Genomic DNA, 15,873 nt, shown 5'->3' on the forward strand with positions numbered 1-15,873 from the left:
TTCACGTTGTTTGTTTCGTTCAGTTTTCAAAGAACTACTTGGTCGCTCATTTGCGACTTCCTTATGTTAACATCTTCGTTTTTCGATGTCAACTAAGTTTTTCAATTTCTTTTTTGTCGTTTTCTGCGTTTCCGCATCAGCGACGTTTATTAATTTACCATATACAAACTATTAACGTCAACACTTTTTAATAAAAAGTTCTTTTTCTTACATAACGAATACATTCCTCTGCGTTAGCAATTCTCCGAAATAAACAAAAAATGATTTTATATCTTTCTTCCATCGCCTTTTTTACAACTTCATGAATACGCTCATCTTCAAAATCAAATAAAAGTTCCTCTAACTCTCTCTTTAATATGTATTCCATCTCTTTTCTCTCTTCTTTTGTCAACATCAGCCCAAGCAAATGATCACCTCAATAATTCCTTACGTAACAATAAACGTTTCGCTCATTTTCACTTATTACAATCCTATCATTCATTATATCCATTACTTACGATATTAATCCTTTGTTCTCTTTTTTATATTTACAGCATATATGTAACTGAAAAGGATTGGACAAAGGGGCGTAATATTATGTTTTTCTTTTTTATTACGAGTAAGAGAACTTTTAAACACATTAGCTTAATAGTGATACTTTCCTTATTTACAGCATGGCTACTCTTTTTAAAAACATATTCACATGAATCTGCTTTTTCAACTGCTACAGGTCCTAAAGTAATTTACAAAGGAGATACCGCTAAAAAGCAAGTTGCATTTACGTTTGATATTAGTTGGGGAGACAAAAAAGCAATTCCAATCCTTGATACTCTTAAAGAAAGACAAATTAAGAATGCAACCTTCTTCCTTTCTGCTGCATGGGCCGAAAGACACCCCGATATTGTAGAGCGCATCATGAAAGATGGACACGAAATCGGTAGTATGGGTTACAATTACACATCCTATACTTCTCTAGAGACGAATGAAATAAGACGAGACCTTTTACGAGCACAAGATGTTTTTACAAAACTTGGGGTAAAACAAGTCAAGCTGTTACGTCCACCTAGTGGCGAATTTAACAAGGCAACCCTTAAAATTGCAGAATCACTTGGATACACCGTCGTGCATTGGAGTAATAATTCCAACGATTGGAAAAACCCAGGTGTAAATCACATCGTTTCCACCGTCTCTAATAATTTGAAAGGTGGAGATATTGTCTTATTACACGCATCCGATTCTGCCCTTCAAACAAATAGAGCTTTACCGCTGCTTCTGCAAAAATTAAAAAGTGATGGATATGAGCAAATATCCGTATCACAACTTATTTCCAACACAAGTACGAAAAGTGAAGATGTGAAATAGCTTCGTCCCTACTACTCTTCACGTATAAAAAGCTCTACTACCTTTCAAAAAGGTGGTAGAGCTTTTTTAATCACACCATTTCCAATAATATAACTGCTGATATATAAAACCTCTCTCTATTAAGCAGATTTACTCGTTTTTCCGATTAAACGATGTAATACAAGTAATTGATATGCATTACATAACAATAGCGGTATAACCATTAAATATAACCAATCTGTATCATTAATCCGAAGCGCCGGTACCCATTCAAGAATCGTTACAACAACCATAAAGAACAGAGCTGGCACAAATGCTTTTTTATTTGTTTCTTTACTTTTTACATAAGCAACAATTGCTCCAAACACAAATAAAATTCCAGCAACAAGTATGTTATTCCCCAATGAGATTTCCCCATTTTCAATAAGTACAGATCTTAAATACACAAAATCAAATAATACGAATGCAATAAAGAAGAGCTGGACTGCATTCCATAAAGACGATGAGCGAAACATCCCTAGTCCAAAACGATGGATTGTTAAATATGCAAAGAATCCCATTTGACTTATAACGCTAAAAATAAATCCTACACCCATCAACCAGAAAGATACCGCTAAAATCTCCTTAACGTCGAAATTTTGAAAAAATTTATCATACCTGTCCCACTCCAAAACAAAACCAATAATAACTGTGCTAATCCCACCAAGAAACAACGTCGTTAAAAATAGTCGTACCCACTTGCGGCTATTCACAACACATCCCCCATTATCCTTATATTTCTAATTAAATTGTATCAATGACAATTTCAAAAAGCTAGCCATGTTCATGTATAAATTCCTTAAAGATATTTATATTAAAAAGAGAGAACTGTGCTGAAAGGAGTTCCAACTTATGAAACGGATACTATTCATTTTCGTTTCTTCTTTTCTACTTATCGCACTTGTAGCATGCGCACAAGGAAAAGAAACGAAATCCGAACTAGATTACGATCAAACAAAGAAAATGATTGTTGATATTTTAAAAACAGATCAAGGTAAGAAAGCTATTCAAGATGTATTAACTGATGAAAAAATGAAACAAGCACTCATACTAGATGAAACAGTAGTAAAGAAAACGATTGAAGATGCCATGGTATCCGATAAAGGGCAACAATTCTGGGAAAAGCTCTTTAAAGATCCTGAGTTCTCATCAAAGTTTGCTAAAAGTATGGGGAAAGAACAAACCCAATTAATGAAAACCTTATTAAAAGACCCTGAATACCAAGCAGGCGTTATAGAAATTATGAAAAATCCTGAAGTAGAAAAAATGATGTTACAAACAATGAAGAGTAAAGAATACCGTCAATATCTACAACAAGTACTAACAGAAACTGCTGAAAGTCCACTCTTCCAAGCCAAGATGATTGATATCATTAGTAAAGGTGTACAAAAGGCTGAAAAAGGTGGATCTGATAAGAAAGAAGCAGGCGGTGATGGCGGTTCTCAAGGCGAGAAGAAGGAAGAACAGTGAAAATAATAACTATAATAACGAGTGGACAATGTATAAATTGTCCACTCGTTATTACTTTATCTTGCTATTAACAGACAAAATGGCCCTCTAGTTAAGCGAAAGGTTTACTAGTTGTTGCCAGTAACAGATGAACCCCACTGATTAAAGTTTCGCTTTATTTTTGTGTAACAGCTGTTTTATCAATTACTGTTTCAGCTATTTTACTATAAATAATGCCGGTTGTATGTGTATCCTCATATACTGAAGGAGCAAAGTCTTCTTTATTCCAATCGGGTTGTTGCAGTGGAATACGACCAAGAACATTTGTTTGTAGTTCGGTAGCTAACTTATCTCCCCCGCCTCTTCCAAATACATATTCTTTCTCACCAGTTACCTTACTTTCAAAATATGCCATGTTCTCAACAACACCGAGAATACTATGTTCAGTGCGTAATGCCATCGCTCCAGCACGCGCTGCTACAAACGCAGCTGTTGGATGCGGTGTCGTTACAATAATCTCTTTGCAAGATGGCAACATTGAGTGCACATCTAACGCAATATCACCTGTGCCTGGTGGCAAATCTAATACTAAATAATCTAAATCGCCCCATTCTACTTCTGTGAAGAAGTGGTTTAACATTTTCCCAAGCATAGGTCCTCTCCAAATAACTGGTGCATTATCCTCTACAAAGAAGCCCATTGAGATTACCTTTACACCTAAACGTTCTACCGGAATTATCTTATCACCTCTTACGATGGGACGTTTTTCTATCCCCATCATGTCTGGCACACTAAAACCGTAAATGTCCGCATCAATAATACCAACTTTTTTTCCTAAACGAGCTAAAGCAACTGCAAGGTTAACGGAAACGGTTGATTTTCCCACGCCACCTTTTCCACTCGCTACTGCTAAGAATGTCGTTTTTGAATTTGGTGACAATAAAGATTCACTTTGCTCTGCTTCTTGTTCTGGTGCAAACTGAGCTAATTCCTCTTCTGTAAATTCTGCAAAACGAAGTCCAACTGTTGCTGCTCCAAGTTCTTTTAATAACTTTACAATTCCAGACTGCAACTGCATTTGTTCCGCTGTACCAGTTTTTACGATTGCAATTTTGACACTCACATGTTCCTTCTCAGGCTTGACTGTTACCTCTTTAATTGCACTTGTTTCTTTTAATGTTTTATGTAAAAACGGATCTACAATCCCTTCTAACGCTTCAACCACTTGTTCTTTCGTTACCATAATTAGCCCAGCCCCCTGTATGAAAAATAACGTAATGTTAATTGAATTTATCTCTGCTTATTCTTGAAATAAATGCGTTTACATTTCCAGTATAACATATTTTCCGAAAACTTCGTTAACGAGAGAAACTCAAAAAAATCCTCCTTATTCTGGAGGATTTCCTTTTTCCGTGAAATAGCGTAATATACCCCGGTATATTGCAGCTGCTACCTTTTGCTGATATTTCTCCGAATTTAACATATACCTTTCGTTCACATTCGATAAAAAGCCGGCTTCAATTAAAGCACCTGGTGTTTTAGAATACTTTAATAAATACACATGCGAAATTGTCTTAGCAGAACGATTCGTGTTCTCTAAACTTGTTCTCAATTCAGCCTGTATAAATTTTGCAGCACGTTCATTTTCAATTGAAGAGCGGTAATAGAACGTTTGTGCACCTTTCGATCCACTACTAGTTAAAGCATTTAAATGAATACTTGCAAAAAAGTCTACATCAGGTTTATTGATGATTTCTACACGTTTTTTTAAATCCTCTGCTTTACGTCTACTATATGACTTTGTATCTTTGTTAGCTAAATCATAATCTCCCTCACGCGTTAAAATAACTAGTGCACCTTGTTCTTGTAAATAGTCTTGTACCTTTTTTGTAATTTCAAGCGTAATATCCTTTTCTATAATATCCTTTCCTCCAACAGCCCCTCCATCTGGTCCACCATGACCAGCATCTAATACAATTACTTTCCCTGATAAGGGTAAATTCCAAGCTCGCCACGATTTTGTAATTTGAAATTCTTGTTTGACTAAAAAAAACAATACAACCGCAGCGAGTGCAAAAGAGATAATTCGAATTCTCTTCATACCTTTCCTCCTCCAGCTAGTCCCTCTAATTACTTATATGGGACAAGAGGAAAGTTTATGCTTGTCTTAATGAAGCTTTAATCGATATCTTCTTTCACCTTTTTCATACCCTTCTTGCCACCACAATCCTATAAACTGCTGACAAGATTCAAAAAGTAATTCCTCATCTTTCAACTTTATTTCTCGCATAGTCATACTCGTTAAAAATTGAAATAGCGTTTCAGTTAATTGTTGTTCTTCTTCTAAAGCTCTATATTTCACATCAAAAAACGATTCACCATAATAACCAAATTTACTATATCTCGCTCCTAATAAATAAGATTCTATCCCTAATTCAATACAGTAATCTTCATACTGACGATGAAGCTCTTGCATTTGAAAGGCATCACGAATATTTGAACGTAATGTTTTTAATGATAATTCCCGCAACATCTTCCGCTCGTATTTTAACTGCTTTTCTTTTTGTTTTTCTTGTAAGCTGACAATGACATTCATAGTACTTATAAACCTCCCTAATACGTATTAGTCTAAACTTCTAAAGAAGAAGCATACGCGCGGCGGTAGCACTAAAATATTCCAAGCTATAAAAATTACAAAAGAGGAATGAAACATAAAAAAACCCCAACCAAAATGGTTGGGGTTTGTAGTTCGCAAAAATTAACGTTTTGAGAACTGAGGTGCACGACGTGCGCCTTTAAGACCGTATTTTTTACGCTCTTTCATACGTGCGTCACGAGTTAATAGACCTGCACGTTTTAGTGTTAGACGGTATTCTGGATCAGCTTTTAATAAAGCGCGAGAAATACCGTGACGAATAGCACCAGCTTGACCAGTGTATCCACCACCATTTACGTTTACAAGTACATCGTAGTTACCTAAAGTTTCTGTTGCAACTAGAGGTTGTTTCACTACTTCACGTAATGCAGCAAATGGGATATAGTTTTCAAAATCACGACCGTTAATGATAACGCGTCCTTCGCCTGGAACTAGGCGTACGCGCGCTACTGAACTCTTACGACGTCCAGTGCCATAGTATTGAACCTGTGCCAAAGTAAGCCCTCCTTTAATTAATTATCCGCGAAGTTCGTAAACTTCTGGTTTTTGTGCTTGGTGTGGATGCTCTGCTCCAGCATACACGTTAAGTTTCTTAGAAACTTGACGGCCTAAGCGTCCTTTTGGAAGCATGCCTTTAATTGCAAGCTCTAACATTTGTACAGGGTAGTTTGTACGCATTTCAAGAGCTGTTCTCTGCTTAAGTCCACCTGGGTGGTTAGTGTGACGGTAGTAAATTTTATCGTTTAATTTATTACCTGTTAAATGAATTTTCTCAGCGTTAATAATAATTACATGATCACCCGTGTCAACGTGTGGTGTAAATGTAGGTTTGTTTTTACCACGTAAAATGGATGCTACTTCAGTAGATAGGCGACCTAAAGTTTGACCTTCAGCATCAACCACATACCATTTACGCTCAACTTCGTTAGCTTTTGCCATAAAAGTCGTACGCATGTGTTTCCCTCCTCGTTATCTTTTCCATAGAAAAAATCTATTGTTTATCTTAAACACGATTTCCTTCCGGGGCTAATCGTGGTTTTAGAAACAATACCATATGTTATGATATACTTTTGAGTTTCTAATGTCAAGCAAATGTTACACCAGGATTAGTTGTTATAGTTTACCTCCCATAGGTAAAGCCCATGACCTGGAGCCATCTTTCCAGCAAACTGACGATTTTGTTTCGCTAAAATCTCTGGAATGCTATCAGGATCAAGCTTTCCTTGCCCTACGTTAAGTAACGTACCAACAATAATTCTGACCATATTATATAAAAATCCATTACCTACAAAACGAAAAATTAATTCATCGTCTTGCTCAATTAACTCGATTTCATAAATTGTTCGCACTTTATCTTTTTTGTCAGTTTTTGCCGAACAAAAAGAAGTGAAATCATGCGTTCCAATAAAATACGGAATTGCTTTTCTTATTTTTTTGATTTCGAGCGGATATGGATATTGATATACGTAATTTCTACGGAATACATCCGCAGTCTTCGATAAGAATACACGATAACGATATTCTTTTTTCTCAACACCATAACGTGCATGAAATTCTTCTGTTTTTTTCTCTACTTGCCTAATAACAATATCATCTGGCAACATTGTATTTAAAGCGTTACTCCATTGCCACTCTTCAAGAGACAAAGGAGTATCAAAGTGTATGACTTGTCCTTTTGCATGAACCGTAGAATCTGTTCTACCAGATGCCTGAACACGAACAAGTTCTCCCTTATGCAATTTCTGTAATGCTTTTTCTATCTCCTGTTGAACAGTACGATGCTTCGGCTGAATTTGATAACCACAAAAATGCATGCCATCATATGCAACCGTACATTTTATTCTATCCATTTCTCTATTCTCCATTACGATCGCACCCATGCCAAAATACAAGCTAAACAAAATAAGCTTACAATCGTTACTGTATCGCTTGTTTTCCAGCGTAGTTGCCTAAATTTAGTACGTCCTTCACCACTTTGATATCCACGAGCTTCCATCGCAATAGCTAAGTCCTCTGCACGCTTAAAAGCACTGATAAACAGAGGAACAAGCAGTGAGATAATAGCTTTCATTCTATCTTTTATCGGTCCCCCAGCGAAATCAATACCACGTGATGCTTGTGCTTTCATTATTTTACTCGTTTCATCCATTAATGTCGGAATAAAACGAAGAGAAATTGACATCATTAATGCGATTTCATGAACAGGAACCTTTATACGCTTCAACGGCTTTAATAACGTCTCCAAACCATCTGTAATTTCAATAGGTGTCGTCGTTAACGTTAATAATGTCGTCATTAAAATAATAACGAAGAATCGTACAGAAATGTATATCCCTTGCTCTAATCCTTTTTCATGTATCGAAAACCAACCAAGCTGGAGTAGTACATCCCCCTCTTTATTTGTAAAAATATGCAGGAAAAATGTAAAAAGAAAAATCCATAAAATTGGTTTTAAGCCCGAAAGTACATAACGAATCGGCACTTTTGCAAAAAATAAAGCAATGAGTGCATATAAAAATAAAAATCCATATGAAATCGCATTATTTGCTAAGAAAACAACAAATACATATAAAAAGACAATCAGCAGCTTCGTACGTGGATCAAGTTGATGAATAAGTGAATTACCTGGGATATATCTCCCAATAATCAACTGCTGCATGATTCATGACCACCTTTTCGTAACACCTGCACAACTTCATGAGTAAGATCCTCTAAAGATAAGGTAGCCTTTGGAATTGAAATACCAAACTTCTCTTCAATTGCACGTTTATACTTTAATGACATAGGAAGATCCACACCAATTTTCTCTAGTTCATCAGCATGTGAAAATACTTCCTCTGCACTTCCTTGCAAAAAGACCGTTCCTTTATGCATAACTACAATCTGCTCCGCATACTGAGCGGCATCCTCCATATTATGCGTTACAAGGATAACTGTAAGCCCCTTCTCCTTATGCAACTTATAAAACATCTGCATAAGTTCGTTCTGCCCTTTTGGATCTAGACCTGCTGTAGGTTCATCTAATACAAGCACTTCAGGTTCCATCGCCAATACACCCGCTATCGCAACACGCCTCATTTGCCCGCCACTTAACTCAAACGGTGAACGTGTTAACAGTTCTGGCTCTAACCCTACAAGTTCAATTGCCTCTCTTGCCTTTTGCTTCGCTTCTTCTACAGATACCCCAAAATTAGTAGGGCCGAAACAAATATCTTTCTCCACAGTCTCTTCAAACAACTGATGTTCTGGGAATTGAAAGACAACCCCTACTTTTTTACGTAGTGGCTTTAGCTTTTTTTCTTTCTTTCCTGCCGAAATCAAATGTTCACCAATTTGAACTGTACCATTTGTCGGCTGCAATAAACCATTTAAATGTTGAATCATCGTCGACTTACCTGAACCAGTATGACCGATAATGGCATAATAGCCCCCACTTGGAAACGACACGTCTACATCATAAAGTGCGCGTCTTTCAAATGGAGTTTTATATTGATAACGATGTTCTACTTTTTGGAATGTAATCTCCAAAGTTCGTTCACCAAGCTTTCCATTGTAAGATGCGTATTTTGCAAAAGAATTTCATTTCTTTTTAATAATTCTGCTATTTTCACCGAAAACGGTACATCTAAGCCAATTTCTTGGAGCATATGAGAGGATTTGAAAATTTTTTCTGGAGTCCCTTCCTCTAATATTTCTCCCTTATTTAAAATAATGACACGATCTGACTGTGCCGCTTCTTCTAAATCGTGCGTAATTGATAGCACAGTAATACCTTTTTGATTAACAAGTTGTCTAACCGTTTCTACTACTTCACGTCTTCCTTGAGGATCTAACATTGACGTTGCTTCATCTAATATTAAAATAGATGGCTGAAGTGCTAAAACGCCTGCTATTGCCACTCGCTGCTTTTGCCCACCAGATAAGGAATGAGGCTCATCATTAAGAAAATCTTCCATACGGACAAGTCGTAAGGCCTGTTCTAATCTTTCAATCATTTGTTCTCTGGGCATTCCGATATTCTCTAAGCCAAATACAACATCATCTTGCACTGTTGTTCCAACAAATTGATTATCTGGATTTTGAAATACCATTCCAATTTGTTTTCGAACATCCCATACCGTTTCCTCTGATAAAACCATTGAATCATTTACTGTAATAGTCCCTGCTTCCGGCAAAAACAAACCATTCAATAATTTTGCAAGTGTAGACTTTCCTGAACCGTTTTGTCCAATAATAGATACCCATTCTCCCTCATATAAGGAAAATGAAACATCTTTTAATGCATACGTGGCTGCCCCAGGATATTGAAATGATATATTTCCTATCCGAAGTTTCTCTTTTTTCAATAGAAGGCACCCTTTCCTTCGCCAAGCTCGCCTATTTTTATATTTAAAAAAAAGGGCCATGACCAGTTTCTTGAAAAGAACTGTCCTGCCCTTTTAATTATCATTATACTAACTCGATAATTACCATTGGTGCTGCGTCTCCGCGACGTGGACCAATTTTTGCAATACGAGTGTATCCGCCTTGGCGCTCAGCATAGCGTGGAGCTACATCAGCGAATAATTTTTGAAGTGCATCTTGACCAGTCTCAGCGTTAGCTACTTCATTGCGAATGAAAGCTGCTGCTTGACGACGAGCATGAAGATCTCCGCGTTTACCTAAAGTGATCATTTTTTCCACTACAGAACGAAGTTCTTTTGCACGAGTTTCTGTCGTTTGGATGCGCTCGTTGATAATTAAATCAGTAGCTAAGTCACGTAACATAGCTTTACGTTGCGCACTTGTACGGCCTAATTTTCTGTATGCCATTCGTAGTTCCCTCCTTTGTTCATGGGTTTAAATCCTCAGTCGTCTTTACGTAAACCTAAACCTAATTCCTCAAGTTTATGTTTAACTTCTTCTAAGGATTTACGTCCTAAGTTACGAACTTTCATCATATCTTCTTCTGTTTTGTTCGCAAGCTCTTGTACAGTATTAATTCCTGCACGTTTTAGGCAATTATAAGAACGAACAGAAAGGTCTAGTTCTTCGATAGTCATCTCAAGAACTTTCTCTTTTTGATCTTCTTCCTTCTCGACCATAATCTCAGCATTTTGTGCTTCATCAGTTAAACCAACAAAGATATTTAAATGCTCAGTTAAGATTTTGGCACCTAAAGAGATAGCTTCTTTTGGCCCGATGCTTCCATCCGTCCATACATCAAGCGTAAGCTTATCATAATTAGCCACTTGTCCGACACGTGTCTTTTCCACTTGGTAAGTCACACGTGATACTGGAGTATAAATAGAATCAATAGGAATTACTCCTATTGGTTGATCTTCGCTTTTATTTGCATCAGCTGGCGTATACCCACGGCCACGCTTTGCAGTTAAACGCACGCGGAAATGCGCATCTTTTGCTAACGTTGCAATGTGTAAATCTGGATTTAAGATTTCTACATCACTATCGTGAGTAATATCAGCAGCTGTGACAATACCTTCGCCCTGCACATCAATTTCCAACGTCTTCTCTTCTTCAGAGTAGATTTTAAGAGCTAACTTTTTCAAGTTTAAGATGATCGTCGTAACGTCTTCTACTACGCCCTCAACTGTTGAAAATTCATGTAATACGCCATCGATTTGGATAGCAGTAACAGCGGCACCAGGGAGTGAGGATAAAAGAATACGACGTAAGGAGTTACCCAAAGTAGTACCATATCCACGCTCAAGCGGTTCAATTACGAATTTACCATATTTAGCATCTTCGTTAAGTTCAACCGTTTCGATTTTCGGCTTTTCGATTTCAATCATTAACTAAACCCTCCTTCAAAACGTCGAAACCCCGGTTAAACAAAGGTATAACCCCTGTCTAACCGAAAGTCCCCCTTAGGCAGTTCCCGATTGTGCACAACAAGCGATGTTTCTGTACGAAATTTCTCGATAATGCATCATATCCATTATAGACAAAAGGGAAAATTCTATACAGAAAAATTACACACGACGACGTTTTGGCGGACGACATCCATTATGAGGAACTGGAGTAACATCTCTAATTGCTGTTACTTCTAGACCTGCAGCTTGAAGAGCACGAATTGCAGCTTCACGACCAGCACCAGGACCTTTAACAGTAACCTCTAAAGTTTTTAAACCGTGCTCCATTGCAACTTTAGCAGCAGCTTCAGCAGCCATTTGCGCAGCGAATGGAGTAGATTTACGAGATCCACGGAAACCAAGTGCACCAGCACTAGACCAAGAAAGCGCGTTACCGTGAGTATCTGTAAGTGTTACGATTGTGTTGTTGAAAGTAGAACGAATATGAGCTATACCAGCTTCGATATTCTTTTTCACACGTTTTTTACGAGTGTTTGTTTTACGTGCCATTGTTAGTTCAACCTCCTTTACTTATTATTTCTTTTTATTTGCTACTGTACGACGTGGACCTTTACGTGTACGAGCATTGTTTTTAGAATTTTGACCACGAACTGGTAAACCACGACGGTGACGAAGACCACGGTAAGAACCGATCTCCATTAGACGTTTAATGTTAAGAGATACTTCACGACGAAGGTCTCCCTCAACTTTAATACGATCGATAACATCACGGATACGTCCTAATTCGTCTTCCGTTAAATCACGAACTCGTGTTTCTGAAGAAATACCAGCTTCAGTAAGAATTTTTTCAGCAGTTGTGCGACCAATGCCGAATACGTAAGTTAAAGAAATAACAACGCGTTTGTCTCGAGGAATATCTACACCTGCGATACGTGCCATTCTGAATGCACCTCCTTCTGATTAACCTTGTTTTTGTTTATGTTTAGGGTTTTCACAAATAACCATTACTTTTCCACGTCTACGAATAACTTTACATTTTTCGCAGATTGGTTTAACTGACGGTCTTACTTTCATGTCTCGAACCTCCTTAAAGATTACGGAGTGCTATATTATTTAAAACGGTACGTAATACGACCACGATTTAAATCGTACGGAGATAATTCTACCGTAACTTTGTCTCCTGGTAAAATACGAATGAAGTTCATACGGATTTTACCAGAAACGTGAGCCAATACGACATGCCCATTCTCTAATTCTACTTTGAACATAGCATTTGGCAACGTTTCAAGAACGGTACCTTCGACTTCAATTACATCATCTTTAGCCATTCAATAGTTCTCCCTTCTTCAAATCAGTAACATTTTACACTGCTCTGAAATCCCGGAGAGCCAGCTACTTATAAAGTGGTAAGGATTTCGTATCCTGCTTCTGTAAGAGCAATCGTGTGCTCAAAATGGGCACACCATTTACCATCTACCGTTACCACTGTCCAGTCATCAGATAGTGTTTTTACATATCGTCTTCCTTGATTCACCATCGGCTCAACACAGATGACCATTCCCGGCTTTAATCTAGGGCCTCTATTTGGTGGACCATAGTGCGGGATTTGAGGGTCCTCATGTAAGTCTTGCCCGATTCCGTGACCAACATACTCCCTAACGATCGAGAATCCATTCTCTTCAGCATGGGTTTGAACCGCATGTGAGATATTTGATAATCTCTCGCCTGGTTTTACTTGTTCTAGACCAAGATACAACGATTTTTCTGTGACATCAAGTAGCTTTTGAACAGATTCAGAAATGTTTCCAACTGGATACGTCCATGCAGAATCTCCATGGTACCCATTGTATTTCGCACCAATATCGATACTGATGATATCGCCCTCTTTGAGCTTGCGCTTTCCTGGAATTCCGTGTACAAGCTCTTCATTTACAGAAGCACATATGCTCCCCGGAAATCCGTTGTATCCTTTAAAAGATGGCGTAGCACCATATTTTTGAATCGTCTTTTCCGCTATTTGATCGAGCTCTTTCGTTGTAATTCCTGGAGTAATGTGCTGTTTCAACTCTTGATGAGTTAAAGCAACGATTCTGCCAGCTTCTCGCATGATTTCTATCTCGCGAGGAGTTTTGCAGATGATCATTACGCTAAGCCTCCGATGAGAACATCGATATCAGCAAATACTTTATTGATATCTTGCTCACCATTAATGCTTTTTAAGTAACCAAGCTCGTCGTAGAAATCAAGCAAAGGTTTTGTTTGCTTAATATTCACATCTAAACGATTTGCTACAGTTTCTTCATTGTCATCAGAGCGTTGGTATAATTCGCCACCACATTTATCGCACACATCAGCTGTTGCTGGTGGATTGAATTCTAAGTGGTAAGTCGCACCGCACTCTTTACAAATGCGACGGCCTGTAAGGCGTTTTAATAACAACCCTGAATCCACATTAATGTTTAAAACATAGTCGATTTTTTTGCCAAGATCTTTCATAATCTCTTCAAGAGCTGATGCTTGTGCAACAGTTCGTGGGAAACCGTCTAGTAAGAAACCTCTTACGCAGTCTTCTTGACTTAAACGTTCACGAACAATTCCGATTGTAACTTCATCTGGAACAAGTGCACCTTTATCAATAAAAGATTTTGCTTGTAGACCCATTTCAGTTTCAGCCTTCATAGCTGCACGGAACATATCTCCTGTTGAAATGTGAGGGATGTTATACTTGGCTACAATCTGTTCGGCTTGTGTACCTTTACCAGCACCAGGAAGCCCCATTAAAATTAAGTTCATCCTTGTTCCCCCTCAGTACATGAGCATGTAGGGAAGATGGTTCTTCCCACTTACTCACTGCTTGATAAACCCTTTGTAATGGCGTTTTACCAGTTGGCTTTCTAGCTGCTTCATTGTTTCTAAAGCAACGCCGACAACGATTAACATACTCGTTCCACCAATCTGTGCAGATGGAGGAAGATTTCCCAATTTCGTAAAGATAACTGGTAAGATTGCAATCGCTGCTAGGAAAATTGATCCTACAAAGGTCAAACGATACAAGATTTTTGTTAGATATTGTTCTGTATTCTTACCCGGACGAATACCTGGAACATATCCACCTTGCTTGTTTAGATTCTCTGACATTTGCTCTGGATTAACCTGAACAAACGCATAGAAATATGTGAAGGCTACAATGAGCGCAACATATATGATCATTCCCACTGGGTGAGAATAGTTAAAGTTTGCAATAATCCACTGCGATACATCATGTTTCGGGAAGAACTGTGCAATAGTTGGAGGCGTAATTAAGAATGAAACAGCAAAAATGACTGGAATAACACCCGCACTATTTACCTTAAGCGGTAAATGTGTGTTTTGTGCTCCAGCATGATTCCCATTCCCTCCTGTTACACGCTTCGCGTATTGAATTGGGATCTTTCTAACAGCTTGTTGAATGAAAATAACACCAACAATAACTGCTAGCACAGCTAGTAAAATCAATGCAACTTTAACGATACTCATGAACAATTGATCTCCGATATTTTGAAACTGTTGTTGATACACTTGAGATATAACACTTGGGATCGCTGCAGCAATACCGCCAAAGATAAGGATGGAAATACCATTACCCACACCTTTAGCTGTAATCTGTTCGCCTAACCACATTAAAAATGCAGTACCAGCAGTCAGTACCGTAGCAATGTATAAATAAGTGCTCCAACCAGGATTCAAAATTAATTGCCCACCTACCATACCGTTAAAACCGATTGACATACCAAACCCCTGAATAAACGCAAGAACAATTGTAAAGTAACGCGTGAATTGCGTTAGTTTACGACGGCCCATTTCACCTTGCTTCGACCATTCCGAAAATTTAGGAACAACATCCATCTGCAATAATTGCACGATGATGGATGCTGTAATATACGGCATGATTCCCATCGCAAAGATGGAGAAGTTTTTCAAGGCGCCACCGCCAAATGTATTTAGAATACCTAAAGCATTTAATTGGTCTTGTGCTTTCAGTACGTCTCCATTTGTAAATGGCACTGGGATAAACGTGCCAATCCTGAATACGATTAACATCGCTAAAGTGAATAATATTTTACGTCTTATCTCAGCAACGCGCATAAAGTTGGAGATTGTACGAAACATTAGATCACCTCAACTGATCCGCCAGCTGCTTCAATTGCTTCTTTAGCACTTGAAGAGAACTTGTGCGCTTTAACAGTTAGTTTTTTCTCTACTGCTCCGCTTGCAAGAATTTTAACACCGTCGTTTAACTTGCTGATAACGCCAGTTTCCAGCAATAATTCAGGTGTTACTTCTGTACCATCTTCAAAACGATTTAACGTTGATAAGTTTACAATAGTAAACTCTTTACGGTTAATGTTTGTGAAGCCGCGTTTTGGTAAACGACGGAATAATGGAGTTTGACCACCTTCGAAGCCAAGACGAACACCGCCACCAGAACGTGCGTTTTGTCCTTTATGACCTTTACCAGCAGTTTTACCGTTACCAGAACCGATACCACGACCGACACGGTTACGTACTTTACGAGAACCTTCTGCAGGTTTTAATTCATGAAGTTTCATTCCCAGG

General features: G+C 38.1%; 23 protein-coding genes. 2 read left to right on the forward strand and 21 right to left on the reverse strand.

All coding sequences use genetic code 11. The features are described 5' to 3' along the window. Positions 1-187 precede the first annotated feature (187 nt). On the reverse strand, positions 188-406 hold the full coding sequence (locus MRP26_RS28605) for a hypothetical protein (RefSeq protein WP_242807370.1): 219 nt from the start codon (positions 404-406) through the stop codon (positions 188-190). A 170-nt stretch (positions 407-576) separates the two neighbouring features. Here MRP26_RS28605 and pdaB point away from each other — a divergent pair, with 170 nt between their 5' ends. Then, positions 577-1,341, forward strand: a complete 765-nt coding sequence (pdaB, locus tag MRP26_RS28610; protein WP_000464717.1) for a polysaccharide deacetylase family sporulation protein PdaB — start codon at positions 577-579, stop codon at positions 1,339-1,341. Between the two features lie 119 nt (positions 1,342-1,460). On the opposite strand, the gene kbaA is transcribed toward pdaB, so the two are convergent. Beyond that, positions 1,461-2,072 carry a KinB signaling pathway activation protein KbaA gene (kbaA, locus tag MRP26_RS28615; RefSeq protein WP_053565447.1) on the reverse strand — a complete coding sequence of 204 codons (612 nt, stop codon included), beginning with the start codon at positions 2,070-2,072 and terminating at the stop codon, positions 1,461-1,463. A gap of 139 nt (positions 2,073-2,211) precedes the next feature. On the opposite strand from kbaA, the gene gerD reads away from it, so the two are divergent. Then, complete coding sequence (gerD, locus tag MRP26_RS28620) at positions 2,212-2,829, forward strand: spore germination lipoprotein GerD (protein WP_050842394.1); 618 nt, start codon at positions 2,212-2,214, stop codon at positions 2,827-2,829. 154 nt (positions 2,830-2,983) lie between these two features. Here the strand turns inward: gerD and MRP26_RS28625 are convergent, their stop codons facing one another. From MRP26_RS28625 to rplO, 19 genes are all read right to left on the reverse strand, one after another. After that, positions 2,984-4,051 (reverse strand): Mrp/NBP35 family ATP-binding protein, encoded by a 1,068-nt coding sequence (locus tag MRP26_RS28625; protein WP_000256623.1) that lies wholly within the window; start codon positions 4,049-4,051, stop codon positions 2,984-2,986. Between the two features lie 144 nt (positions 4,052-4,195). Further along, positions 4,196-4,909, reverse strand: a complete 714-nt coding sequence (cwlD, locus tag MRP26_RS28630) for an N-acetylmuramoyl-L-alanine amidase CwlD (protein ID WP_000822439.1) — start codon at positions 4,907-4,909, stop codon at positions 4,196-4,198. Between the two features lie 66 nt (positions 4,910-4,975). Next, the gene (locus tag MRP26_RS28635; protein WP_001101005.1) at positions 4,976-5,404 is read right to left on the reverse strand and encodes a DUF2521 family protein; all 429 of its coding nucleotides are present in this window, start codon (positions 5,402-5,404) and stop codon (positions 4,976-4,978) included. A 162-nt stretch (positions 5,405-5,566) separates the two neighbouring features. Then, on the reverse strand, positions 5,567-5,959 hold the full coding sequence (gene rpsI, locus MRP26_RS28640; RefSeq protein ID WP_000079986.1) for a 30S ribosomal protein S9: 393 nt from the start codon (positions 5,957-5,959) through the stop codon (positions 5,567-5,569). Between the two features lie 21 nt (positions 5,960-5,980). Beyond that, positions 5,981-6,418 (reverse strand): 50S ribosomal protein L13, encoded by a 438-nt coding sequence (gene rplM, locus MRP26_RS28645; RefSeq protein ID WP_001260795.1) that lies wholly within the window; start codon positions 6,416-6,418, stop codon positions 5,981-5,983. 152 nt (positions 6,419-6,570) lie between these two features. After that, on the reverse strand, positions 6,571-7,314 hold the full coding sequence (gene truA, locus MRP26_RS28650) for a tRNA pseudouridine(38-40) synthase TruA (RefSeq protein ID WP_064531903.1): 744 nt from the start codon (positions 7,312-7,314) through the stop codon (positions 6,571-6,573). Positions 7,315-7,328: 14 nt separating this feature from the next. Continuing rightward, the gene (locus MRP26_RS28655; RefSeq protein WP_001186530.1) at positions 7,329-8,123 is read right to left on the reverse strand and encodes an energy-coupling factor transporter transmembrane component T family protein; all 795 of its coding nucleotides are present in this window, start codon (positions 8,121-8,123) and stop codon (positions 7,329-7,331) included. Next, positions 8,111-8,992, reverse strand: a complete 882-nt coding sequence (locus tag MRP26_RS28660) for an energy-coupling factor ABC transporter ATP-binding protein (RefSeq protein WP_000406539.1) — start codon at positions 8,990-8,992, stop codon at positions 8,111-8,113. The genes MRP26_RS28655 and MRP26_RS28660 overlap by 13 nt, the downstream gene beginning before the upstream one ends. Beyond that, positions 8,968-9,810, reverse strand: a complete 843-nt coding sequence (locus tag MRP26_RS28665; protein ID WP_000711763.1) for an energy-coupling factor ABC transporter ATP-binding protein — start codon at positions 9,808-9,810, stop codon at positions 8,968-8,970. Before MRP26_RS28665 ends, MRP26_RS28660 begins: the two co-directional genes overlap by 25 nt. A gap of 103 nt (positions 9,811-9,913) precedes the next feature. After that, the gene (gene rplQ, locus MRP26_RS28670; protein WP_000331490.1) at positions 9,914-10,276 is read right to left on the reverse strand and encodes a 50S ribosomal protein L17; all 363 of its coding nucleotides are present in this window, start codon (positions 10,274-10,276) and stop codon (positions 9,914-9,916) included. Between the two features lie 35 nt (positions 10,277-10,311). Then, on the reverse strand, positions 10,312-11,256 hold the full coding sequence (locus MRP26_RS28675; protein WP_000569643.1) for a DNA-directed RNA polymerase subunit alpha: 945 nt from the start codon (positions 11,254-11,256) through the stop codon (positions 10,312-10,314). 180 nt (positions 11,257-11,436) lie between these two features. Beyond that, positions 11,437-11,826 (reverse strand): 30S ribosomal protein S11, encoded by a 390-nt coding sequence (gene rpsK / locus MRP26_RS28680; RefSeq protein ID WP_000101797.1) that lies wholly within the window; start codon positions 11,824-11,826, stop codon positions 11,437-11,439. A gap of 24 nt (positions 11,827-11,850) precedes the next feature. Further along, positions 11,851-12,216, reverse strand: a complete 366-nt coding sequence (gene rpsM / locus MRP26_RS28685; protein WP_000090792.1) for a 30S ribosomal protein S13 — start codon at positions 12,214-12,216, stop codon at positions 11,851-11,853. Between the two features lie 21 nt (positions 12,217-12,237). After that, positions 12,238-12,351, reverse strand: coding sequence for a 50S ribosomal protein L36 (rpmJ, locus tag MRP26_RS28690; RefSeq protein WP_000868344.1), 114 nt, complete (start codon positions 12,349-12,351; stop codon positions 12,238-12,240). 35 nt (positions 12,352-12,386) lie between these two features. After that, positions 12,387-12,605, reverse strand: coding sequence for a translation initiation factor IF-1 (gene infA / locus MRP26_RS28695; protein ID WP_001029884.1), 219 nt, complete (start codon positions 12,603-12,605; stop codon positions 12,387-12,389). A gap of 68 nt (positions 12,606-12,673) precedes the next feature. Beyond that, positions 12,674-13,420 carry a type I methionyl aminopeptidase gene (gene map, locus MRP26_RS28700; protein WP_000582539.1) on the reverse strand — a complete coding sequence of 249 codons (747 nt, stop codon included), beginning with the start codon at positions 13,418-13,420 and terminating at the stop codon, positions 12,674-12,676. Further along, on the reverse strand, positions 13,420-14,070 hold the full coding sequence (locus MRP26_RS28705) for an adenylate kinase (RefSeq protein ID WP_001048997.1): 651 nt from the start codon (positions 14,068-14,070) through the stop codon (positions 13,420-13,422). Before MRP26_RS28705 ends, map begins: the two co-directional genes overlap by 1 nt. 54 nt (positions 14,071-14,124) lie before the next feature. Continuing rightward, positions 14,125-15,426, reverse strand: coding sequence for a preprotein translocase subunit SecY (gene secY, locus MRP26_RS28710; protein ID WP_000490118.1), 1,302 nt, complete (start codon positions 15,424-15,426; stop codon positions 14,125-14,127). Then, positions 15,426-15,866 (reverse strand): 50S ribosomal protein L15, encoded by a 441-nt coding sequence (rplO, locus tag MRP26_RS28715; RefSeq protein ID WP_000766083.1) that lies wholly within the window; start codon positions 15,864-15,866, stop codon positions 15,426-15,428. The genes secY and rplO overlap by 1 nt, the downstream gene beginning before the upstream one ends. Between the last annotated feature and the right edge of the window lie 7 nt (positions 15,867-15,873).

Source organism: Bacillus sp. CCB-MMP212 (assembly GCF_022748145.1).
Lineage (GTDB): Bacteria > Bacillota > Bacilli > Bacillales > Bacillaceae_G > Bacillus_A > Bacillus_A cereus.